Consider the following 21,594-nt stretch of genomic DNA (forward strand, 5'->3'; position numbering starts at 1 on the left):
GGTAACACGGGATGATGCTCACGATTTCTGCAACTAATGCAAAATAAGTCGCTAATAGGTGGTTTTTATTTTTCAATTTTTATAATCGATCATTTTCAAATGTACTGAAGCACCAAAATGCTTGTCGAGGTTAACCTGCCGAGAGAGATGCGCTTGCAGCCTTAAGATCCTCTTAAGAACTCCCCGTATAATGGCGCCATAAATTCCAACGATGAGTTCACCATGAAAAACACCCTGATTTCCCTTTCGATTCTTTTCTCCGCATTGACCTTTACTTCTGTTCAGGCGGCAAATCCAGCCACCGGCTGTGAAGCTAAAAAGCAGGATATCCAGCAAGAGCTGGCGATGGCGCGTGAACACGACAATGCAGCCCGCATCGCCGGTCTGGAGAAGGCGTTGCGTGAGAATGATGCGCACTGTACCGACAGCGGTTTATTAAAAGCCCGCCAGGATAAAGTTGCGGAGAAGCAGTTGAAAGTACAGGAACGCGAGCAGGATTTACGTGAAGCGCAGGCCAAAGGTCGTAGCGATAAAATCGATAAACAGCAGCGTAAGCTGAACGACGCGCGTGCAGAGCTTAAAGAGGCTCAGGAAGCACTGACGCAATAAATTATGCTCCTCGCAGCGATTCAATTGGCGCAGGCGGGATGCGGATTGTAGCAATAAAAACAGGCTCATCCCGGAGCCTGTCTGCTTTCACCGTTTCACATGCACGCCAACGCCACTCTCTTCCGCGGCAAATTCCATTTTTAACGTCAGCGCCGGTATTTCATAATCGCCACCGTTCTGCTGGCGATACGCAATCGGTGCGGTTTCCGCTAAGGTATCCAGTCGTGTGGCCAGAACATCACACCAGCCAGCAAAGCGCTCTGCTGCCGATTTCTGCACGCGATAAAATACCACCGGTGGCAGCACGCTAAAGCCGGGGTAAAACAGCAAGCCGTGCTGAATGGGGAACAACAGCGCGTCCATCGGTCCATTAATGCCGCGCGGGCTGTAATGCGATTCCCATCCGCCGGTGGTGACCACCAGCATCGCCCGCTTGCCGCTGAGATTGCCTTCACCGTAACGATCGCCCCAATGTTGATCGTTGTGCTCGCCCACGCCGTAAGCAAAGCCGTTGGCGTAAACGCGATCAAACCAGCCTTTCATAATGGCGGGCATGGAGAACCACCACAGCGGGAACTGGAAGATCACCGTATCCGCCCAGCGCAGTTTTTCCTGCTCAGCGGCGATATCTGCGGCTTGCAGTTGATGATCGTAGGCGAAGCGCGAATCCACCGTGGCATCATAATGGCTGCCCACCAGCGGGGCGCGCGTATCGGCGGCGTCGAGCGGCACTTTCCATTGCATGGCATAAAGATCCGAAACCTGCACCTGATGTCCGGCTTTTTGCAAATGCTGCACGGTAAAATCTTTGAGTGAACCCGTCAGCGAGCGCGGTTCTGGATGGGCATACACAATCAGTACGTTCATGAGCTTAATCCTGTGAGATGAAATCAGCTGCAGGTTAAGTCAGCGCTGGATATAGTAGAAATCAATTGCTGATATCTCAGGTATAGACAAGGTGAATATCAATTCGCTGGATTTGAATCTGCTGCACACGCTTAGCGTACTGTTAGCCGAACAGAACGTGACGCGCGCAGCGCAGCGTCTGCATCTCTCGCAACCCTCCGTTAGCGCCCAGCTGGCGCGGCTGCGGTTAGTGTTTGACGACCCGCTGTTATTGCCCGGCCCACGTGGCATGTTGCCCACCGCACGTGCAGAGGTGTTACGCGAGCCGTTGCGACTGGCGCTGGAAGCGGTGGAGCGGGCGGTTGCAACGCCCGATATTTTCAATCCAGCCGATGCCGATGTGACCTGGCGCATCGCCGCCACCGATTACACGTCGTCCGCGCTGATGTTGCCGGCGTTGAAGCTGATCCGCATGGCTGCACCGCAAAGTCGTATGGCGGTGTTGGCGCTCAATCCGCCGCAGGTGGCGCAGCAGTTGGAGAAGGGCGAGTTGGATCTGGTGTTTCACACCGGTGATAACGCGCCGCCCACGCTGCATCAACGCAAACTTTTTAGCGAACGCTACGTGCTGGCGGGTCGACGCGATCATCCGCATTTGCAGCAGCCGCCGACGCTGGATCAGTTCTGCCGGCTGGAGTTTGTCATGGTCTCGCCGGACGGCGGTGGCTTCAGCGCCGCTACCGATGAGGCACTGGCGCAGCTGGGGCGCTCACGCCGCGTGGTACTTTCGGTGCCGCACTTCCTGTTGATGCAGGAAACGTTGGTGAACAGCGATTTAGTGGCGGTACTGCCGGAACGGCTGGTGCGGCATGCCACGCAACTCACCGTCGTTGATCCACCGCTCGCCATTGCAGGCTTCGATATTTTGCTGCTGTGGCACGAGCGCCTGCATCGCGATCCGGCCCAGCAATGGCTGCGCCAGCAGATCGTGGCGGCGTTATAAACCTGAACATCAACGCGAGGCAGAGTCGCGTTAACGCTGTAACGTCCTCCGGCATAAGCCTTTTTGGCACGATTTTTTCTGAATCCCAATGCGAATAGCGCCGCGCTTTTCCTGCCTGCATCATATTAATGCGACGAAATGGTCGCATTTTATCCTGCAGGAAGACAATCATGAAATCCAATGTATTTATAAGCTTGCTGCCGCTTACGCTGGCGGTATTTATCTCCTTTCTCACCATGGGGATGCAACTGCCAGTGCTGCCGCTGCATCTGCAGCAAAACCTCGGGATGGATACGCTGATGATTGGCGCTGTCATCGGGGCGCAGTTTATTGCCGCGCTACTCACGCGTGCCTGGGCCGGTAACTTTGCTGATATGCGCGGACCGAAACGCGCGGTGATCGCCGGGCTGGTGGTGATCGCCAGCTCTGGCTTTATCTACCTGCTTTCGCTGATGTTCATCCATCAGCCGCACACTTCGGTGGCGATTCTGCTGCTGGGGCGCGTGGTGCTGGCGCTGGGCGAGAGCCTGATTGCCACGGGGGCTCTCGGCTGGGGTTTGGGCCTGGTTGGGTCGGGCAATGCGGGAAAAGTGATGGCGTGGATTGGTATCGCGATATACGGCGCATGGGCGCTGGGGGCGCCGCTTGGCGTGGTGGTTTATAGCGGCTGGCAATTTAGTGGCATCGCTCTCGCCATCATTGTGATTCCGCTGCTGCCGCTGCTGTTTATCACGCGCACAGATGGCGTACAGCCAACGGCGACGGCGCGAATGCCATTCTATAAGGTGATGAGCGCGGTGTGGCAACCAGGCCTCGGGTTGGCGCTCGCCAGTGTGGGATTTGGCATGATTACCGCCTTTATCGCCTTGCTGTTTGCTGCCAAATCCTGGGGCAACGCATCGCTAGCCTTCACCGCGTTTGGCGTCACCTTTATTGTCGCGCGTCTGTTTTTCGCCCATCTGCCGGACAAGCTGGGCGGAGCACGCGTGGCGCTGCTGTGTGTGATGATTGAGGCGTTTGGCCAGCTGCTGATTTGGCGCGCGGACAGCGCCAGCGTAGCCTACCTTGGCGCAGCGCTGACCGGCTTTGGCTATTCGCTGGCGTTTCCTGGCTTTGGCGTTGAAGCGGTACGTCGCGCACCACCACAAACCCGCAGCCTGGCGATGGGCGCGTATGTTGCGTTTCTCGATATCGCGCTGGGGATCACCAGTCCGGTTGCCGGGGCGCTGGCGGGCCATTTCGGTATTGCATCGGTTTACCTCGCCGGGGCGATAGCGGTGGCGTGCGCGGCGCTGGTGGCGATACGTTTACTGGCGCGTCAGCCAGAGCCACAGCGTGTAATGGAATAAGCATCGCCGCAAAAAATTCACTTCTCCCGCGTCACAAAAATCATCACACTAGCCACCTTTACCATTACGGAGAGATGGCATGATTACCCGATTGCTGCTGGCGATGTCGCTGCTCGCCAGCTTGAGTGCGCCGCTGTTGGCCGATCAAGATGGCGTCTCCTTCAGCCACAAAGACTGGGAACTGGCCTGTGATAACACGCTGACCTGTCGCGCCGCCGGTTACAGCGCTGAAGAGGGTGCGGGCGGCTCGGTGCTGCTGGTGCGCGCCGGCGGACCCAACGCAGTAACACACGGCCGCGTGGTGCTGGCCGATACCGGCGATGATGATTCAAAGCAGGTTGATGCGTTGACGCTATGGATTGACGATCGTGCGTTAGGCAACGTGACGAAAGCCGACAACGACGAGTGGACGCTGACGGATGCGCAAACGCAGGCGTTGATCAATGCCATCAAAGGCAGCGAAAAAGTGGAGTTTCGCGGTGGGGAACAACCGTTCGATCTCTCCAGCAATGGCGCCTTTGCCACGCTGCTGAAGATGGATGATGCGCAAGGTCGTCTTAGCACGCCGGGCGCGCTGGTGCGCAAAGGCAACAAGCCGGAAACCAGCGTGCCGGCGGCGCTGGCAATGCCGGTGATTCAGCAGGTGAAAGTGGCGAAGGCCGATGCGCGTCCATTAACGGCTGACGAGCTAGCGCTGCTGAAGCCGAAGCTGATTGCGTCTCTCACCGATGACGACAGCTGCGACAATCTGGCGCCGTCCGACGATCAACCGGAAGAGGGCGCAGAGCCGTTGACGCTGACGCCCGTGGATGATGCGCATGTGCTGATCGCCGCGCTGTGCTGGCGCGGGGCTTACAACGAAGGCTACGGTTTTTGGCTGATCGACAAAGCGTTGCAGGGCAAACCGCAGCTGGTGACGGATTCCGGTACAGATTACAGCGCAGGCGTGATCACGGAAGCGCAGAAAGGGCGCGGTATCGGCGACTGCTGGAGCACCGCGGCGTGGGTGTGGGATGGCAAAGAATTTGTGCAAAGCAGTGATGCCACCACCGGCATGTGTCGCGCGATTCGCGCGGGCGGCGCATGGCAGCTGCCAACGTGGGTTACCGAGGTTAAACCGGCGACTTGATAAATAACCGCACATAACCGTAGCGGCGCGATTTATCGCGCGTGTTTTGGCCGCAATATCGCGTTCAAAAGCGCGCAATAAATTGCGCCGCTACCAAAGAATCCCCGATTATTTACCGCAGCACTGCTTGTACTTTTTACCGCTGCCGCACGGGCAAGGATCGTTGCGACCGGTTTTCTCGCCGGCAAAGTGCGGCAACTGCGGTTCCGGGTCAGGCTGCGCCATGCGCTGTTCCTGCCAGTATTCATGTAGCTCCAGCGCGGCGGGGCGAATCGCGTCGATGCTGGCTTCAAACTCTTCTGGCGTGAAGGCTTCGCGCTGCGCCAGCTGCTCGTCGCTGCCGTGCAGGGTGATCGCCTCCATCATCGGCTGCAGTGACTCCGGCAGCAGCGACCAATCCGCATCCAGCGCGACGCCGCGCAGATAGCCGTAGCACCAATCTTCCACCACGGTGAATTCCTGGCCTTCCATCTCTTGCGTGCCAAACAGCGGATCGAACTGCTCCGGGAATTCGGCCAGGCGCTCGGCAATATCGTTCAGATGCTGAAACGTCAGCGTCATAAAGCGATCCATTTCGCGCTCGTTAGACCATTTAGGAATGTGCTTTTTGCCGCCCCACATCGCCACCAGCCACTCGCTCGGCTCAATGTCGTTCGGGCCGGAGAGCAGCGCGGTCAGCATGCCATCCAGTTCGGCGGTATCCACCACTGCGTGTTCGTTGCCGTATTTCTCCAGCATATCTTCAAGCCAGTTCAGCTCTTTTTCGGTTAACGGGCCCTGGTTCATACGGCGTCTCCTGCGGTTGCTCATGGTTGGGCAATGCCCAAATAGTATTGGCGGCGATTATAGCGGGAAGCAGGTGTGATTTACCGCTTTTTGCATATCGATTGCTGAACCTTTCCTAAAAATCATTCGCCATAACATATTGCCCAACAGTATTGGCTGCGGTTGCTGACAGATGGCAGCGTAAACAGAGAATTTTTCTGCCTAAAGGATGCAAATGTATGGCCACTACGTTGCCGGTACTGGATTTATCCCTGCTGGAACTGCCTGATGCCGAACAGGCGCAATATCTGGCCGAGCTGCGAGAAACCGCGCGCGACGTGGGCTTCTTTTATTTAATTAACCATGGCATCAATCCGCAACTGCTGCAGAACGTGCAGAGCATCACGCGGGCATTTTTTGCCTTGCCGGATGAAGAGAAGCAGCGCGTTTCGATGATTCACTCACCGCACTTTCGCGGCTACAACCGCGCGGGCGTGGAATATACCCGTGAGCAGCGCGATCAGCGCGAGCAGTTTGATATCGGCGCGGAGCGCGCGGCGTTGACGTTGCAGCCGGACGATGCGGCGTGGAAACAGCTGCAGGGCCCAAATTTGTGGCCGCAGGCGCTGCCACAGCTGCGCCCGGTGATCCATGCGTGGCAGCAGGCAATGACCGACGTTGCACTGCGTTTACTGCGCGCCTTCGCCAAATCGCTGTCGCTGCCGCCGAACGCCTTCGATGCGCTCTACGGCACGCATCCCAACGAACATGTGAAGCTGATTCGCTATCCAGGTCAGGATGCGGATGCCAGCCAGCAAGGCGTTGGCGCACATAAAGATTCCGGTTTTCTAACCTTTCTGTTGCAGGACGAGCAGAGAGGTTTGCAGGTAGAAGTGACGCCGGATAATTGGGTAGATGCGCTGCCAAAACCGGGTGCTTTTGTGGTGAACATCGGCGAATTGCTGGAAATTGCCACCAATGGTTATCTGCGTGCCACCGTACATCGCGTGGTATCGCCTCCTGCGCGCCAGCAGCGGATTTCGATCGCGTTCTTCCTCGGCGCGCAGCTGGACGCCGAAGTTCCGCTGTATCAGTTACCGCCTCAGCTGGCCGCAGAAGCACGCGGACCAACCAGCGATCCCAGCAATCCGCTACTGCGGGAGGTGGGCTGGAACTATCTCAAGGGGCGTTTGCGATCGCATCGCGACGTAGCGCAGCGTTATTACGCTGACACTCTCAATAGCGTTAAATCATAAGAAACTAAGGGAAGCAGATGAATAAAAAGGTGATAGCAACGTTGGCGATGGTTTCGATTTTCAGCACTTACGCATCGGCGGCGGCACTGCGCGTGGCGGCGGATGCCGTACCGCACAGCGAAATCCTTAACCACATCAAACAGACCGATAAAAAGCTCGATCTTAAGGTGATTGAACTCAATGGCAACCTTAACGCCAACGAACTGCTGGCGCGCGGAGACGTGGATGCCAATTACTTCCAGCATGTGCCTTATCTGCGCGATCAGGAAAAAGCGTTGGGCGAGAAATTTTCTGTCGTCGCTACCGTGCATATTGAGCCGCTGGGCATTTACTCGCACAAAGTGAAATCACTGAAAGATCTGCCTGATGGCGCGCAGGTGGCGGTGCCAAATAACGTCACCAATCTGAGCCGCGCCCTTTATCTGTTGCAGGCCAATGGCTTACTGAAGTTGAAGAGCAGCCGCGCTGAGACGCTGGTGACATCGGCAGACATTACCGACAACCCGCATCATCTAAAAATTATTGAAGTGGAAGCGCCGCAGCTGCCGCGCGCGCTGGACGATGCGCAGTTAGCCATCATTAACGGTAACTACGCCCTGCAGGCAGGATTAGTGCCTTCAAAGGATGCGCTGGCGCTGGAACAAGCGCAGGATAATCCGTACGCCAACGTGCTGGTCACCACGCCGAAACTGGCGCACGATCCGCGTATTATTGAATTAGCCAAAGATCTCGAGTCAAAGCAAACCGCTGAATTTATTAACCAGCATTACAAAGGTTCGGTTATTCCTGTTAATCATTAATCCCCTGGCGCCCCTGTTTTTGCCAGGTGGCGCTGACTTTCTTCTGTGCTATATTTCGCCACCAACACCCGCCGCGCCTTTTTAAAACCATAAAAATTCTCTAAATCCATTGCCATGATTACCTTTGCCAGGAAAAAACGGGTGCTGTGCCATCGTTTAGCGCGATGCATCATTCTGCTGTGCATCAGCCTGCTGCTCAATGCCTGCGGCACGCTGTCGCAAACCTCCGCGCCGGTGAGCGATAAAGTTTACCTTTCGCATGACACGTTCAATGAAAACGTCGATGACATTGTGCGTCACTACATGCAGCAGAAGCAGGTTTCCGGCATCAGCATCGCGATCATCCATCAGCGTAGTCAGCCCACATTTTATAGCTTTGGCGTCACCGATGCGGTGCACCGTTATCCCATCACGCCCGATACCTTGTTCGCGCTGGGTTCACTGAGTAAAGGCATCACCGCCGAGGTGATTATTGAGCTGGTGGATCGGGGCGAGCTGCACTGGAACGACACGCTGGCGACGCTGCTACCGCCGAACGTGCCGCTGAGCGCCGATGCCAAACGCATTACGCTGCTACAGCTGGTAACGCACACCTCGGGGTTACCGCGCCAGGATATGGATTTGCCGATGTTCATAAAATTCATGGGCTATTTGCGCAGCGGCGAGAACTTTTACGGCAACCTGGACAGCGATGCGGTGTTGGAGTATCTCGCCGATTTTAGCGCGCCTGCGCATCCCACCGCCCGCTACTCCAATCTCGGCTATGCGCTGTTGGGCTACATTCTCAAGCATCGCTTTCATCAGGACATCGAAACGCTGGCGCAACGCAACATGTTCCAGCCGCTGGGCATGACCAGCAGCAGCTTTGAGCCGCAACGTCTGCGCGGTTATCCGTGGCGTGCGATTGGCCATGCGGGCGATCAGCCAAAATTGATTCCACGCGGCCAAATAACGCCAGACTGGGCGTTCAATAATAATATGGTGGCGGCCGCCAGCCTGTATAGCAACGCGCGCGATTTGATTCGCTATCTGGATGCGCACCTGCACGACGGCGCGGGCAGCTCGCTCAACGCGGCGTTTGCGCAGGTCAATCACGGCTACGAGCAGCACGGCAATCAGTCGCAAAATATCGCCTGGGTGACGGATCGTTATGGCGATCAGCAAATTACCTATCAGGTCGGTTATATCGGCGGTTACTCAAGCTTTATTGGTTTCGATAAGCAGAACGGCAATGCGATTGTGGTGCTGCAGAACGCGTTTAACTGGAGTAATTATCTCGGCATTGCTCTATTGATGGATCTGGCGCAGAAAAAACACCACAGTAATTAACATGGTTGCTTGCAATTTTACTGCGCCAAAAATGGCGATAGCTGAGGTATGCTGAGCAGCGAAATTTGACGCGCTAAGCGCGCCGGGGGAACCTTCTGCGTGCCGCACTTGTCAGTAAATTGGACAGTTAATAATTAACCAGAGTGGAAATCACCAATGCGCAGGACACACGTCACCCTTCTTTCTGCAGGAATTTTTATGGGCGCTTTAAGCCTTACGCCAGCTGCGCTGGCTGAAGGCGAGCAAACGGATGCCGTACCCACCCCGCCGCAGGTGCAGCAGACCGCACCCGATGCACAAACGCAGGCGCCAGCCGCAGATGCCCAAACTCAAGCGCCGGCGGCCGATGCGCCCGCCAGCAATGAACCGGCTGAATCCAGTGGCGATGTCGCACCGATTCGTCCTCCGCAAAGCGGCGATGCCACGGCACCCAATAATTACGATCTGACCACCATTATCATCGACTACAAAGAGTACAAAGTCGGCGATGTGGTGCCCGAAGAGTATCGTAAAAAGCAGTACACCATTGTCCAGTGGCAGCCGCGCCATCTGCCCGCGCCGCAGCCTGGCACGCATTGGGCTTATATCAATGCCAACTACATCCTGATCACCGATGACAGCGGTAAGATCGTGATGGGCAAATCGGGCGAAATCTTCTTCCGCGGTTAACCTCCGCGCAGCAGACGCGCTAGCTGCGCGACGCCCGCCGTAATCTGGCTGGTGCTGGTGTTGCCATAACCCAGCACCAGCCCTTGCTGCTTGTTCTCTCCAAGATAAAATCCCGACAGCGCGCCCGGCGCGTAGCCACTGTGGATCAGCCGATCCACCAGCGCCATATCGTTTTGATCATCTGGCAGTGATAACACCAGATGCATGCCACATTCGCCGCCCTGTATCGCTACCTTAGCACCCAAGGTTTGCTGCAAAGCCTGACGCAACGTTGCCTGACGTTGGCGATAGAGCCGACGCATTTTGCTCAGATGGCGGCTGAAGTCACCGCTGCGTAAAAACAGCGCCAGCGCCTGCTGCTCCGGGCGATTGCCGCCGCGCAGCAGTTCATGCAGGGCAGGACGCAGCGGCGCTAGCAGCTGCGGTGGCAACACCATAAAACCGAGGCGCAGTGCTGGAAACAGCGTTTTACTGAACGAACCGACGTAGATCACTGGCGTAGGTTGCATCATGCCCTGCATGGCGGCGATGGGTTCTCCGCTGTAACGAAAGTCGCTGTCGTAATCATCTTCGATAATCCACGTTTGATTTTCACGTGCCGCCGCTAATAGCGCCAGACGACGCGGTGCGCTCATGATCGCGCCGGTGGGATATTGATGGGTTGGCGTGGTGTAAATCAGGCGTGGCCGACGCTGCTGCCAATCCTGTGGGTTTGCTGCCAGGCCCTGGCTATCGACGTTTACCGGCTCAATCTGCATATCACCGAGGCGCATGGCCGCCTTTGCGCCGCGATAGCCAGGTTCTTCAATCCAACCGATGTCGCCAGGGCTGCTAAGCAGCGCGACGCACAGCGTAAGCGCCTGCTGCGCACCTTCGGTAATCACGATTTGCTCTGGCGTACAGCGCACGCCGCGCGCCAGAGCTAAATGCTGGGCCAGCGCTTCCCGCAGCGTACGTTCGCCGAGCGGATCGCCATAGCCCAGCAGCTGCTGCGGCTGATGCAGCATCACGCGGTTCAATGCGCGTCGCCATTGTGCCAGCGGGAAATGCGCCAGCGAAGGAACACCCGGTCGCAGCGCCATCTCTTGGCTGAAGGTGCGATGGCTGGAGCGCAGCTCGGCGATGCGCGGCGACAAGGTAATCTCGCTACTGGCGTACGGCTCTTTATCCGCGGCCTGCAGCGCCATATTACCGATGCGACTGCCCTGGCGATCGCTGATGATGAAACCTTCGGCCTGTAGCTGTGACCACACGGCCATTACCGTATTTCGTGAAACGTTAAGATCCAGCGCCAGCTGTCGCGTGGCGGCCAAGCGCGTACCGGGCGCCAGTTTTCCCGTCAGAATCGCCTGTTTGATGCGCTGAAAAAGCTGTTGCTGCAGTGTCTGCGCGCCATGGGTTTCCAGCGGTGCCAGTAATAATCGGTGTAGCTCAACATCACTCATAAGCGCATTTCCGTGGATCCATCAAATGGCATCATTGTGGCGCTTTTTAACACTCCAGCAAAGTGGCACTCTGCTGCACAGGCCCCTAACTTTTTAAGGAATCGAGGAATGTCGCAACACACCAACGTTTATGGACAACCGGTAGGATTTCCACTGCCCGATTGGCAACCCCGCGCCTGGCCAGAGTATGAAACTTTTTCGGGTGACTATTGCCGGCTAGAGCCGCTCAGTGCCGATCGTCATGGCCGCGAACTGTTTGCCGTCTATGCGCAAGCTGCGGATGGGCGAGACTGGACCTATATGTTCGCCGAGCCCTTTGCAGATGAGGCGGCTTATGTGGCTTATGCGCGCCAGCTGGAAAACGGCCGCGATTCGCTGCATTTCGCGGTAATCGATCCGGCCAGCAATCGCGCGGTTGGCAGCCTGGCGTTGATGCGCATTGATGCCACGCACGGATCGATTGAAGTCGGCCACGTCGCCTTTTCGCCCCTGCTGAAGCAAACCCGTATGGCCACTGAAGCGCATTATTTGCTGATGCGTTATGCCTTTGAAAAGTTGGGCTATCGTCGTTATGAGTGGAAGTGCGACAGTTGCAATCAACCCTCGCGTAACGCGGCGCAGCGGTTGGGATTTCAGTTCGAAGGTACCTTCCGTCAGGCGATTGTTTATAAAGGCCGCAGCCGTGATACCTGTTGGTTCTCCATCATCGATAGCGAGTGGCCGCAGGTGAAACAGGGCTTCGAACGCTGGCTGGCGGCGGAGAACTTTACGGAGCAGGGAACGCAGCGTGAAAGGCTGGAGGCGCTGCGTCAGCAGTGATTTAAAGCCGGGCTTAAAGCCCGGTTAGCTCATAAACATATATTTTGCTGCTGCAGGAATCAGGGTACAGACAATTGCCATCATGATTCCTTTAAGCCATTGAGAGTCTTTTTTTAAAGCCGTAAAGTTTTGGTCCATACGCTGATCCATGGCACCTAAACGAATATCGAGTTTCTCGAATTTCTGATTTATCTTCTCGAACCTTTCATCGATTTTATCGAAGCGAATATCCATCGTTTGAAATTGACCCGTGACATCTTTCTCAAAATGGTCAAATCGCTGTTCCAGATTATCAATACGATTATTGGTGGCGTGTTGCATACGGACCACACTTTCCATTGCCTGCGACAGATCGACTTTGGTCAGCGAATTCTCTTGCTGCATTTCAGCAAAGATTTCAACCATCACTTCCGCCTGCTTATCGGCCACGCCGGCCTGTTGTAGCGCCAGATACGCTTTATGCGTGTTTATCATCGTCATTCTCATCCTTGTCTCTCCCGGTTAACTCCTTTGCTGAGGAGAAGGCTATCCCGGTTGTGAGGGTTACTCTATCTGAGCGTTCAAACTTTGCGCGATGCCTCGAAAAAAATCAATCCGTACAAAGAGTAACGCGATTCGCTAATAAAAAAGGCCTGCACGCAGGCAGGCCTTGAAGTCCAGCAGAATCAGCTTAACGTTGCGGCTGCGGAATAATTTTTATATCCACCATACCGATGCCCAGTTTGCGCGGATCCTGGCCGATGATGTTGCCGTCATTCGACTCCTGCGGCTCCGGCGGTGCAATAATCAAGTTGCGGCTACCGGTGGGATTGGTGAAATGCAGCGTGGTGGTGGAGAAATCCTCCCCCAGATTCAACGGCTGCTCCTGATCTCCCACGCGCACCGGGATTGGCCGATGCGCATTGGGGCCGAAGCCACGCGCGGTGATCACCACATCAAAGCGCTCAGGCAGTGGATCGTTGTATTCAATATTCACTTCAGGTGCCAGATTAGCGTTCGACCAACGTCCCCAGTTTTCCAGCCGTGATATGCCTTTAAAGCTCTTAACACTGCTCGGCGCGCCGGGCACCGTTAACAGGAAGCTGTCTGCGTTGTAGCGAATAGCATTGTCTTCAATGCGAATCTGCTGTTCGTTCAGCTGGAACGTTGCTGCGCTCACCTCCGCTTTCGGGAAGGTGACTTTACTTTTCCACAGCGGCTTATCAATGCGGGTTACGCTCGGTTTGCCGCCCATTTGCCCCATCGAAATACACAGATCGTTCGATAGCGCTAAATCAGGCTGCCACAGGCGGGCCATCTTGAAGCAGCGATCGACCCAGACGAATTTGTCAGCGGCAGCGAATTTGGAGAGCTGATAGCGCAGTGGCTCAGCGTATTCACCTTCCGGCAGCGGTTCGACATGTTTATCAGAGACGCGGAACAGAATCGGCAGCTTGAAGGTCGCGCCCGAGAAGCTGAAAGTATTCTTCTGCTGATCGACCGTGAAGCTCTCCATCTTACTGGGGAAATTCCACAGTTGGATGATATCCGCTTTCCACGCCGTGACGCGCTTCGCCATATCCTCAAACTGGGTAGACAGCGAGACGGAGGAGAGACCGCTGCGACCCAGGCCGATGGCGTTATCACCGCCGAGAATATCCAGCACCGTCGCACCGTTATCCAGCGTGCTGCGTTTGCTATCGAGCACTTCCGCCTGTGGCTGATCGCCACGAATGACCATAAACAGGTCATGGCGCGGCTGTTTGATCAAATATTGATGCGCCGTGTTGTTCATCGCCAAATGATCGGACGTCACCACGATGATGGTATTTTTAAACCACGGCGAGGCCTTAATGCGCTCAATTAGCCGCGCCACATGCTCTTGTGAACAGGCCACGGCGCTAAATGACTGGTTCGGTTTACCGTCATAGCTGTAGCTTTTACGTTGGCAGCTGCGCGAGATAAAACCATCCGGATGATGGGTATCTACCGTTAGCGTGAACAATGCAAAGCGCTTCTGCTCACGGGACAGCTCCTCGTATTTCTCAAATACCTCATCCATCACCGTGTCATCGTAGTAGCCCCAGTTATTGCGATAGGCGGGATCGGCGACGCGGCTTTTGAGCTCCTCAGAGCCGTACATATTGGCGGCATCAAAGCCGTGCGACAGCAGAAAAGTATCTTTACCGGCGAAACGCAAATCCGCGCCCTGTATGAACCAGTTTTCGTAGCCGGAGTTTTTCAGGATATCGCCGAGACAAATATTCTGCGGATAAAAGCTGGAGAGCGAAGCCGAGGCGTTGCCATCAAAAGGGGCAAACAGCGGAATGCCGCACTGCGAAGCCACCATGCCGGCAATGGTGTAGTCGGTGCCGGGTAACTGTTCGGTTTGGCTGAAATCGATGCTCTGGTCTTTTTCACGGCTGAGTTCGGGCGCTAGGCCGGGAAAGGCCTGCTGATCGAAGTAGGTCCGTTCGAGGCTTTCGCCATAGATATAGACCAGATTGAGCTTCGGCTCGGCTATCACCTTGTTTGGCGTTTTGTAATAGGTTTCGAAATCTGAATCAGCGAGACGCGTGTGGGAGGCGATCAGCTCTTTCACCTGACGGAACGCCGGCGTGGTTTGTACTGAACCGGCAGCACAGGCAATAGCCAGTAAACTCCAGCCGAGATGATGCTGAGTCTTGCGGCGACGCAGCAGCCATGTAAGCAGGCAAAATAGCGAGAACAGGCCAATGATTAACCCGATGGCCGGCACCACATATTTGCTCACGCCCGCGCCCGTCAGGCTATTGGTTAGGGTGTAGAGCACCGCATCATTGATTCCATCGCCCGTGAAATAGTTGCTGGCGAACAGCGTGATGTTAAGCACGATGAACAGGGTAAGCAGCAGCAAGATCAGACTAAACCAGAATTTATTTCGCCCGGCTTTAAAGGAGTAGACCGCAATCGCAGCCAAAAAGAGTACAACCGAAACCATTTCGGACAACGTCAGATCCTCATCTTGAATGAATACGCATTCCCTGCGTCAACGACCCTCTTTGGGGGATTTTTGCGTCAATCTATATCGGGTGTCACAAGGCTGCAACACATCCAACCAGATTTGTGCGATGCATTCCGATTCGTTTATGGCGGATTTAGGCTGGCTGTGGTTTGGCCTGGTAGCAACGCAACGGCTGCTACCAGTGAGGGCAGAGAAGGGAAATTAGAGTTTGCCAGTGAGGTATTGCGCTTCGCCATCGGCAAAGCTCCAGTCACCTTTACTGTTGGTGATAAAACTAATCATCAAATCTGTGCCCTGTACGCCACAATTTTCCTGCAGCTCGCGCGCTAACTCTGCCATAAACAGACACTTCTGTTCTTCACTTCTCGGGCTGGTATAAACGCGCACCATCACCAGATTATCGCTGCGCTCAAAACCCAAACCGGTGTCCTGAAAGACCATCTGATAGCCTTTGTTTTCATGAACAATCTGATAGCGATCGCGTGCGGGCACTTTGAACGCCGTTAACACCGCGCGATGTGCGGCATCCAGCAAAGTCCGTAATTCTGCTTCAGAACGGCCCTGAATAACGTCAAATGTCAGTAATGGCATCAATAAACCCTCGTTTTTGCTCACATGAAAAGAGTAGGATGTGGCTCTATGCTGCCGCTTGCTGCCGGAAAGAAAAAGCGTGCTGGTTGAAATGATTATTTATTATTTTGAACAATGAAGATGAAAGAAATTAAAACCGATAGCCTTTGGGTCCATTTGCACTGGTTAACCGTGCTGGCTGAGCTCGGCAGTTTTACGCGTGCAGCGGAGCGCTTAGACGTCAGCAAAGCGGCGATGAGCCAAAAGATTAAAGAACTGGAAAAGATGGCCGGCGTGGCGTTGGTGCAGCGCACCACGCGCAGCGTACGTCTCACTTCCGCCGGTGAAAAGCTGGTGGATGAGCTGCGCGATCCTTTTGCGCGCATCGCGCAGAGCTTTTTCAGCGTGCGCGATGAAGCGGGACCGGTACGTGGCATGGTGCGCGTAACGGCTCCGGTAGCCTTTGCGCGTCAGCAGCTGGTGCCGATTATTGGTGATTTCTTGCGGGATTATCCGCAGGTGCGTCTGCAGCTGGATGTGACCGATCGTTTGGTCTCGCTGGGCAGTGAAGGATTTGATCTGGCGATTCGCCACAGCGATAACCTGCCGGAAACGCACGTGGCGCTGCCGCTGTGTGAAACCCACGCGCTGCTGGTGGCTTCCCCCGCCTATCTGGCACAAAATGGGGTGCCCGCTACGCCGCAGGCGCTGCAGCAGCACAACTGCCTGTATTATCCGCGGGGTTTAGAGTCGCCGCAGTGGCGCTTTCGCTTGGCCAGCGACGCCAGTGAAACCGTGCAGGTAAAGATTCAGGGCAACTTTGCCACTAACAATAGCGAGTCGATTCGTGACGCAGCATTGCAGGGAGTAGGTATCGCGATGCTGCCTGATTTCAGCGCCAGCGCGGCACTCGCCAGCGGTACGCTGCAGCAGGTGCTGCCGCAGTGGCAGACGATCGATGCCTTCGCCGATCGTTTGTGGGTGGTACGCCCGTATGCTGCACAGGTGCCACGGGCGGTGACCACCTTTATCCACTGGTTACGCGCGCGCTTTGTTGATGGGTGACGCCAGCGTGATGGGCGTATGCGGTTGCATCATTTGGCCCAACAGGCTGCTGCGGTTGTAGTGACCGAGGCGCAGGTTGAAGTCGAGATGCAACTGTTCATTGCCGCTGAGCTTAATCACCGGCGGTGGCGTATGCGGGCGCTGGTGAAACAGCACCGCGTGGGCAAACGCCTCGCTTTTCCAGCCGCTCAGGCGCTGATAGTAATAGGCGTTCGCCTCGCATTTACGCAGATAGAGATTGACCCGGCGATATTCACGCATGGCGATTTGCTGCGCCAGCGAACCCAGTTGCTGTTCCGGCTGGGCAATCTTCTGCGTCAGCAGCGAATAATCATCGCGTTTGGTCAATTCATTGAAATAATTTTGTTCGCCGAGATGTTTAATCGGCGCGTAATGTTTTTGCCATTCACGAATAAACGGATTATTGGCTGTCGCCGCCAGGAACCAGCTCTCAATCACCGGCGCGAGATAATTAACGGTGGCATTTTCGTGATAATAACCAATCACATCCATACCACGTTCCTGATGTGCGCGATGCACCCAGGAGAGATCTTCAAATAATAACGTGCTGCAATCAATAGCAATGCCGCCATAACGTAATAGCAACTCCAGGCGAATGACTTCGCTGCGCTGCTGTGCGCTTAATTGTGAAGAGGTAAAGATAAAGTCAGGTAAAACTTCTTTTACCGTTAAGCGGTTTAATAAATGAATTTCATGATCGGGATTATCCTGACGAATTTTTTTAATATTTAACGCCATCGATTTGGGTAAATATTCATTATCCCAATACATCCACACTTTTTTTGGAATCTCTGGCAGATCTTTTTCGCCAGAAAGCAACACGATATTGTCCTCTTCGCTGGGATCGTATTCCGGCGCACAGAGCGCATTATGCTGTTTTTTCTGCAGGAAAGTCTGGCTGGTAAAGGCGAGTCTTTTCCAGTTATGCCAGAGGTTTAAGGCTGGCTGAAGGCGTTTTTTATTCATGATGCACCTGATTATTGTGATTATGGTGGCAAGGCTTCCCTGTTACTGGCGCTGAGCGCTCTTGATTATCCCTTTCTTTGTGCTGTGTAAAAAAATACTCTCCAGAGCTTAATAAAACATTCTGTGCTGTGCGGCTACCACTTTTTACTTCTTTCAGATAAAGCGGAAAATCAAGGATCCGTTAAGTTTTAAATTAACGCTGAATAACATACTGGATTGTTGTTTATTCACTTTTTTCAGCTTAAGACTATTCCTAATAAAATAAGGTTGGCGTGGCGCAGGCTGCGGATTGAATTAAAAAGTGGGCGTGAGATCACTGGTTAACCTCACTGCATTTTCCGCTGGTCTGCGGTAAGAATCCCACCGTGAGTGAGGGTTAGCTACGCTTAAAGGAGGTGATTAACCAAAGGAGACACTATGCAGCGACACAACCGTGGCCTACTGGCGGTCGATAAGCAGGGCAATCGCGTGCTGTTTCTCAATCCCGAAACCTTTGCCGTTGAGCAAGAGTTAAATGCTTTTCCCCCGCAGCCGTATGAGTTACTGATGCTGCCACAGCTGGAGAAAGCGTATGTGCCGATCTACGGCGATGGCATTCACGGCGACAACCCGCATCCGGGTCACAAAGTGGCGATCATCGATCTGCGTTTGCGTCAGATCAGTGGCTTTATTGATTTGTCGCCGTTAAAAGCGCCGCACAGCGGCCAACTGGGACGTGACGGCAAAGTCTATCTCTGCTGTGAAAACAGCGCGGTGGTCGCGGTGATTGATCCGGTCAGCGATCGACTGGAAAAAACCATTCAGCTGCCGTCGCACAATGCGCACCGGCTGACGCTATCGCCTAGCGGCCGCAAACTGTTTACCGAGAACGAAGAGGATGCCAGCATTACCGTGGTGGATCTGTGCGAGGCTGAAGGGCGCATTATCGATAACATTCTGATGCCAGGACCGATCTCAGGGATTGCTGCCTCACCGAAACATCCCTATCTGGTGGCGAGTGCCGCGGATGCGCCGCTGCTGTATGTCGTCGATCGGCAAAGTCATCGCATCCGTCAGCGCCTGACGTTACCTGGGCATCAACAACCGTGTCAGGTGGTGCGCTTTAGCGCCAATGGCGAACGACTGGTGGCGATTGGCGATCAGGAGCCGGTAGTGACGCTGTTTGACGATTTACTCAATCCGTTAGGCGATATTCGTGTTGGCAATAAACCGATGGATGGCTGCTTCAGTGAAGACAATCGCAGCTTGCTGATTGCTAACGAGGGCGACGGTTCGCTCAGCCTGATTGATCTGCAGCAGATGAAGGTGATTGCCACGCCGCAGGCCGGCACCGGTTGTGAAGTGTTGAGCTACTTCCAGCTTAACCTTTCGGGTTAAATAAAGGGGCGATGATAAATCGCACTGCTCCAGTGGCGGCTGCTGGCATGTTTTTCTGCTTGCCAGCCGCGCTTACGCAACTCGCGTGCAATCAGTTTGTTCATGATGCCGTGTCCCACCAGCAACACTGTGCCTTGCTGCGACAGCGAGACCAGTTTATCCGCGGTCAGCCGAGCGCGTTCGCGCGCATGTTGCACCGACTCCACGTGCCCGGCATAGCCGCAAAGCCACAGCAGACGCAACAGGGACAGCCAGACGGTTAGCGGCAGGTGAAGGCGCTCAAACGGCAGCGTAGGCATCGCGACTTCGCTAAATACCTCATCCACCGCGTGCGGCTGCAAACCAAGGCGCGTTAGCGACGATCGCGCGCGCGGCAGCGGGCTGGTGGCAATCACGCTGGCCTGGCGCGCAATCGTCTGACTGCGCGGCGGCGGCGAGTCGCAAATATCAGCCTGATCGTATCCTTCACACCAGTCGGCCAGCGCCCGCGCCGTAAAGCGCCCGCTAACCGGATGATCGGGTTTACCGTGTCGCATGAGAATAATGGTCATAGGGCCTCTGAGTGACGTTGCTCCAGTGTAATGCAGATGGTGCGCTTATCGTGACCCGGCGGTGGGTTTTAAGAGTAATGCCTGACTGTCATCAAAGCTTAACTCAAGTGTGCGAAAAACAGCGCGATGAAGAATCAGGCTTCTGCGCTAAATGGTAAGCAATAATCGTCAATCATGCGGCAACTGACATTTTTTTGTTCACGCGCATTAGATGTAATGTCATGAATTAATGCCTTTTTTGTCTTTTACCCCTGAGTTATAGTGAAGATTAATTAATAAATATCACTATTATCGCTTGATTTATCTACGCGCGTAGATAGACTATCTCCATAGTGATAACTCACGGTGCCAGAGACGAAGTTGGCCTTGAGATGACCCAGTTACATTTGCCTCACTAATGCGATCGATGAAAATTACATCGACGGAAACAGGCGAAGAAGCGAATTCCAACACCAGGGAATTCATTACTGATTTTTCATCCAGGTTTGCCTACTGAACGTCGCCACCGGGGAGTTCCGCTTGTTGCAAGGGAACTGACCCACGGAAGGGCGTTTGCTGTTTTTACCTCTCTCAGGGAAATGGTCATGACGGTACATCACTCCGTTTCGCAACAAAGCGCACTCAACGCCTCCTCTGCTGCCGATGCGCGGCTTGAAACCACTGCTGGCCGCAAAGACTTCTGGCGCGCCACCTTCTCCTGCTGGCTCGGCACCGCGATGGAATATGCGGATTTTGCCCTTTATGGCCTCGCTGCGGGCATCATCTTTGGTGACGTCTTCTTCCCCGAAGCCACGCCAACCATCGCCTTACTCTCAAGTTTTGCTACCTGGTCCGTTGGCTTCATTGCCCGCCCGATTGGCGCGTTGCTGTTTGGTTGGATCGGCGATCGTAAAGGCCGCAAAACGGTGATGATCGCCACCATCATTCTGATGGGCGCTTCTACCACATTAATTGGCCTGATTCCCTCCTACGCCAGCATTGGCGTGTGGGCACCGGCGTGTCTGGTGCTGCTGCGCTTTACGCAGGGGCTCGGCGCCGGCGCAGAGCTGTCTGGCGGTACCGTGATGCTAGGCGAATATGCGCCGGTTGAGCGTCGCGGTCTGGTGTCATCGGTGATTGCGCTGGGTTCGAACAGCGGCACGCTCATCGCCTCGCTGGTATGGCTGGCAGTAATCCAGATGGACAAAGAGAGTTTGCTGGCGTGGGGCTGGCGCATTCCGTTCCTCAGCAGCGTGCTGATTGCGGTGGTGGCATTGTGGATCCGCCGCCATCTGCGCGAAACGCCGGTGTTTGAACGCCAGCAGGCAGAGTTACAGGCTGAGCGCAGCGCGACGCTGGCACAGGCGCAGGAAGAGGTGGACACCCGCAGCTTCTGGCAGCGCAGCCGCGCCTTCTGGACCATGGTGGGATTACGTATTGGCGAGAACGGCCCCTCTTATCTGGCGCAGGGCTTTATTGTCGGTTACGTGGCGAAAGTGCTGATGCTCGACAAATCGGTCCCCACCACGGCGGTATTTATCGCCTCGCTGCTGGGCTTCCTGATCATTCCTTTTGCGGGTTGGCTGTCGGATCGTTTTGGCCGCCGTATTACCTATCGCTGCTTCTGCCTGTTACTGATGTTCTACGCCTGGCCGGCCTTTAGCCTGATGGATAGCCGCGATCCTACCATTGTTATCGCGGTGATTGTGGTGGGTATGGCGCTGGCATCGCTGGGTATTTTTGGCGTGCAGGCGGCGTGGGGCGTCGAGATGTTTGGCGTTAAACGTCGTTATACCAAGATGGCCGTCGCCAAAGAGCTAGGGTCTATCCTTTCTGGAGGCACCGCACCGTTAGTGGCGGCGGCGCTGTTGTCGTTCACCGGACACTGGTGGCCGATTGCGGTGTATTTCACTGCGATGGCCAGCATCGGTTTCCTTACCACCTTTGTGGCTCCGGAAACGCGCGGACGCGATCTCAATCTGCCGGAAGATGCAATTTGACCAGCAGGATCGCGTAAAACATCACCTCATTGGCCGGCGCTCCCGGCCAATGGCATTTACGCA

20 protein-coding genes are annotated in these 21,594 nt (G+C 55.1%); 12 read left to right on the forward strand and 8 right to left on the reverse strand.

Annotation, left to right across the window (positions count from 1 at the left end):
* Window positions 1–222 precede the first annotated feature (222 nt).
* On the forward strand, window positions 223–609 hold the full coding sequence (locus tag WH298_RS12585; protein ID WP_180822996.1) for a DUF1090 domain-containing protein: 387 nt from the start codon (window positions 223–225) through the stop codon (window positions 607–609).
* 87 nt (window positions 610–696) lie between these two features.
* Here WH298_RS12585 and WH298_RS12590 read toward each other — a convergent pair whose 3' ends face one another.
* Window positions 697–1,476, reverse strand: a complete 780-nt coding sequence (locus WH298_RS12590) for an NAD(P)H-dependent oxidoreductase (RefSeq protein ID WP_180822997.1) — start codon at window positions 1,474–1,476, stop codon at window positions 697–699.
* Window positions 1,477–1,567: 91 nt separating this feature from the next.
* On the opposite strand from WH298_RS12590, the gene WH298_RS12595 reads away from it, so the two are divergent.
* The 3 genes from WH298_RS12595 to WH298_RS12605 all read left to right on the forward strand — a co-directional run bounded on the left by WH298_RS12595 (window position 1,568) and on the right by WH298_RS12605 (window position 4,936).
* A complete protein-coding gene (locus WH298_RS12595; protein WP_180822998.1) occupies window positions 1,568–2,458 on the forward strand; it encodes a LysR substrate-binding domain-containing protein in 891 nt (296 codons plus the stop codon).
* Between the two features lie 170 nt (window positions 2,459–2,628).
* Window positions 2,629–3,807 carry an arabinose transporter gene (locus WH298_RS12600; protein ID WP_180822999.1) on the forward strand — a complete coding sequence of 393 codons (1,179 nt, stop codon included), beginning with the start codon at window positions 2,629–2,631 and terminating at the stop codon, window positions 3,805–3,807.
* A 79-nt stretch (window positions 3,808–3,886) separates the two neighbouring features.
* Window positions 3,887–4,936 (forward strand): DUF1176 domain-containing protein, encoded by a 1,050-nt coding sequence (locus WH298_RS12605; protein WP_180823000.1) that lies wholly within the window; start codon window positions 3,887–3,889, stop codon window positions 4,934–4,936.
* 108 nt (window positions 4,937–5,044) lie between these two features.
* Here WH298_RS12605 and WH298_RS12610 read toward each other — a convergent pair whose 3' ends face one another.
* On the reverse strand, window positions 5,045–5,722 hold the full coding sequence (locus tag WH298_RS12610; protein ID WP_180823001.1) for a YecA/YgfB family protein: 678 nt from the start codon (window positions 5,720–5,722) through the stop codon (window positions 5,045–5,047).
* Window positions 5,723–5,940: 218 nt separating this feature from the next.
* Here WH298_RS12610 and WH298_RS12615 point away from each other — a divergent pair, with 218 nt between their 5' ends.
* The 4 genes from WH298_RS12615 (at window position 5,941) to WH298_RS12630 (ending at window position 9,755) form a co-directional block, all read left to right on the forward strand.
* Window positions 5,941–6,957, forward strand: coding sequence for an isopenicillin N synthase family dioxygenase (locus WH298_RS12615; protein ID WP_180823002.1), 1,017 nt, complete (start codon window positions 5,941–5,943; stop codon window positions 6,955–6,957).
* A gap of 17 nt (window positions 6,958–6,974) precedes the next feature.
* Window positions 6,975–7,757 (forward strand): MetQ/NlpA family ABC transporter substrate-binding protein, encoded by a 783-nt coding sequence (locus tag WH298_RS12620; protein WP_180823003.1) that lies wholly within the window; start codon window positions 6,975–6,977, stop codon window positions 7,755–7,757.
* A 141-nt stretch (window positions 7,758–7,898) separates the two neighbouring features.
* Window positions 7,899–9,086, forward strand: a complete 1,188-nt coding sequence (locus WH298_RS12625; RefSeq protein ID WP_180823004.1) for a serine hydrolase — start codon at window positions 7,899–7,901, stop codon at window positions 9,084–9,086.
* 156 nt (window positions 9,087–9,242) lie between these two features.
* Window positions 9,243–9,755 (forward strand): RcnB family protein, encoded by a 513-nt coding sequence (locus tag WH298_RS12630; protein ID WP_180823005.1) that lies wholly within the window; start codon window positions 9,243–9,245, stop codon window positions 9,753–9,755.
* Here the strand turns inward: WH298_RS12630 and pdxR are convergent.
* Entirely contained in the window at window positions 9,752–11,200 is a 1,449-nt protein-coding gene (gene pdxR, locus WH298_RS12635) for a MocR-like pyridoxine biosynthesis transcription factor PdxR (protein WP_180823006.1), read from the reverse strand. The two genes, WH298_RS12630 and pdxR, sit on opposite strands and share 4 nt — an antisense overlap.
* Before the next feature lie 108 nt (window positions 11,201–11,308).
* Here pdxR and WH298_RS12640 point away from each other — a divergent pair, with 108 nt between their 5' ends.
* A complete protein-coding gene (locus WH298_RS12640) occupies window positions 11,309–12,019 on the forward strand; it encodes a GNAT family N-acetyltransferase (RefSeq protein ID WP_180823007.1) in 711 nt (236 codons plus the stop codon).
* A gap of 24 nt (window positions 12,020–12,043) precedes the next feature.
* On the opposite strand, the gene WH298_RS12645 is transcribed toward WH298_RS12640, so the two are convergent.
* The 3 genes from WH298_RS12645 to WH298_RS12655 form a co-directional block, all read right to left on the reverse strand.
* Window positions 12,044–12,499: a hypothetical protein gene (locus WH298_RS12645; protein WP_238344430.1), complete on the reverse strand. Its 456-nt coding sequence runs from the start codon at window positions 12,497–12,499 to the stop codon at window positions 12,044–12,046.
* Between the two features lie 190 nt (window positions 12,500–12,689).
* Window positions 12,690–14,987: a phosphatidylglycerol--membrane-oligosaccharide glycerophosphotransferase gene (opgB, locus tag WH298_RS12650; RefSeq protein WP_180823009.1), complete on the reverse strand. Its 2,298-nt coding sequence runs from the start codon at window positions 14,985–14,987 to the stop codon at window positions 12,690–12,692.
* A 216-nt stretch (window positions 14,988–15,203) separates the two neighbouring features.
* The gene (locus WH298_RS12655) at window positions 15,204–15,593 is read right to left on the reverse strand and encodes a tautomerase family protein (RefSeq protein WP_007886812.1); all 390 of its coding nucleotides are present in this window, start codon (window positions 15,591–15,593) and stop codon (window positions 15,204–15,206) included.
* 120 nt (window positions 15,594–15,713) lie between these two features.
* Between WH298_RS12655 and WH298_RS12660 the strand changes: the two genes are divergently transcribed.
* Window positions 15,714–16,637, forward strand: coding sequence for a LysR family transcriptional regulator (locus WH298_RS12660; protein ID WP_180823010.1), 924 nt, complete (start codon window positions 15,714–15,716; stop codon window positions 16,635–16,637).
* Here WH298_RS12660 and WH298_RS12665 read toward each other — a convergent pair.
* A complete protein-coding gene (locus tag WH298_RS12665) occupies window positions 16,611–17,624 on the reverse strand; it encodes a glycosyltransferase family 32 protein (RefSeq protein ID WP_007886816.1) in 1,014 nt (337 codons plus the stop codon). The genes WH298_RS12660 and WH298_RS12665 overlap by 27 nt on opposite strands.
* A gap of 417 nt (window positions 17,625–18,041) precedes the next feature.
* Between WH298_RS12665 and WH298_RS12670 the strand changes: the two genes are divergently transcribed.
* The gene (locus WH298_RS12670) at window positions 18,042–19,001 is read left to right on the forward strand and encodes a YncE family protein (protein WP_180823011.1); all 960 of its coding nucleotides are present in this window, start codon (window positions 18,042–18,044) and stop codon (window positions 18,999–19,001) included.
* Here WH298_RS12670 and WH298_RS12675 read toward each other — a convergent pair.
* A complete protein-coding gene (locus tag WH298_RS12675) occupies window positions 18,998–19,552 on the reverse strand; it encodes a histidine phosphatase family protein (protein ID WP_180823012.1) in 555 nt (184 codons plus the stop codon). The genes WH298_RS12670 and WH298_RS12675 overlap by 4 nt on opposite strands.
* Before the next feature lie 584 nt (window positions 19,553–20,136).
* On the opposite strand from WH298_RS12675, the gene WH298_RS12680 reads away from it, so the two are divergent.
* The gene (locus WH298_RS12680) at window positions 20,137–21,531 is read left to right on the forward strand and encodes an MFS transporter (RefSeq protein ID WP_007886822.1); all 1,395 of its coding nucleotides are present in this window, start codon (window positions 20,137–20,139) and stop codon (window positions 21,529–21,531) included.
* The last annotated feature ends 63 nt before the right edge of the window (window positions 21,532–21,594 follow it).

This window comes from Pantoea nemavictus, assembly GCF_037479095.1.
Taxonomy (GTDB): domain Bacteria; phylum Pseudomonadota; class Gammaproteobacteria; order Enterobacterales; family Enterobacteriaceae; genus Pantoea; species Pantoea nemavictus.

Excerpts from the sequence above, each read along its gene's own strand:
- WH298_RS12670 (WP_180823011.1), top strand. The coding sequence starts at position 18,042 with ATGCAGCGACACAACCGTGGCCTACTGGCGGTCGATAAGCAGGGCAAT.
- WH298_RS12590 (WP_180822997.1), bottom strand. The coding sequence starts at position 1,476 with ATGAACGTACTGATTGTGTATGCCCATCCAGAACCGCGCTCGCTGACG.
- WH298_RS12620 (WP_180823003.1), top strand. The coding sequence starts at position 6,975 with ATGAATAAAAAGGTGATAGCAACGTTGGCGATGGTTTCGATTTTCAGC.
- WH298_RS12680 (WP_007886822.1), top strand. The coding sequence starts at position 20,137 with ATGACGGTACATCACTCCGTTTCGCAACAAAGCGCACTCAACGCCTCC.
- WH298_RS12655 (WP_007886812.1), bottom strand. The coding sequence starts at position 15,593 with ATGCCATTACTGACATTTGACGTTATTCAGGGCCGTTCTGAAGCAGAA.
- WH298_RS12640 (WP_180823007.1), top strand. The coding sequence starts at position 11,309 with ATGTCGCAACACACCAACGTTTATGGACAACCGGTAGGATTTCCACTG.
- WH298_RS12610 (WP_180823001.1), bottom strand. The coding sequence starts at position 5,722 with ATGAACCAGGGCCCGTTAACCGAAAAAGAGCTGAACTGGCTTGAAGAT.
- WH298_RS12615 (WP_180823002.1), top strand. The coding sequence starts at position 5,941 with ATGGCCACTACGTTGCCGGTACTGGATTTATCCCTGCTGGAACTGCCT.
- WH298_RS12665 (WP_007886816.1), bottom strand. The coding sequence starts at position 17,624 with ATGAATAAAAAACGCCTTCAGCCAGCCTTAAACCTCTGGCATAACTGG.
- WH298_RS12585 (WP_180822996.1), top strand. The coding sequence starts at position 223 with ATGAAAAACACCCTGATTTCCCTTTCGATTCTTTTCTCCGCATTGACC.
- WH298_RS12660 (WP_180823010.1), top strand. The coding sequence starts at position 15,714 with ATGAAAGAAATTAAAACCGATAGCCTTTGGGTCCATTTGCACTGGTTA.
- WH298_RS12675 (WP_180823012.1), bottom strand. The coding sequence starts at position 19,552 with ATGACCATTATTCTCATGCGACACGGTAAACCCGATCATCCGGTTAGC.
- WH298_RS12605 (WP_180823000.1), top strand. The coding sequence starts at position 3,887 with ATGATTACCCGATTGCTGCTGGCGATGTCGCTGCTCGCCAGCTTGAGT.
- WH298_RS12600 (WP_180822999.1), top strand. The coding sequence starts at position 2,629 with ATGAAATCCAATGTATTTATAAGCTTGCTGCCGCTTACGCTGGCGGTA.
- WH298_RS12645 (WP_238344430.1), bottom strand. The coding sequence starts at position 12,499 with ATGACGATGATAAACACGCATAAAGCGTATCTGGCGCTACAACAGGCC.
- pdxR (WP_180823006.1), bottom strand. The coding sequence starts at position 11,200 with ATGAGTGATGTTGAGCTACACCGATTATTACTGGCACCGCTGGAAACC.
- WH298_RS12630 (WP_180823005.1), top strand. The coding sequence starts at position 9,243 with ATGCGCAGGACACACGTCACCCTTCTTTCTGCAGGAATTTTTATGGGC.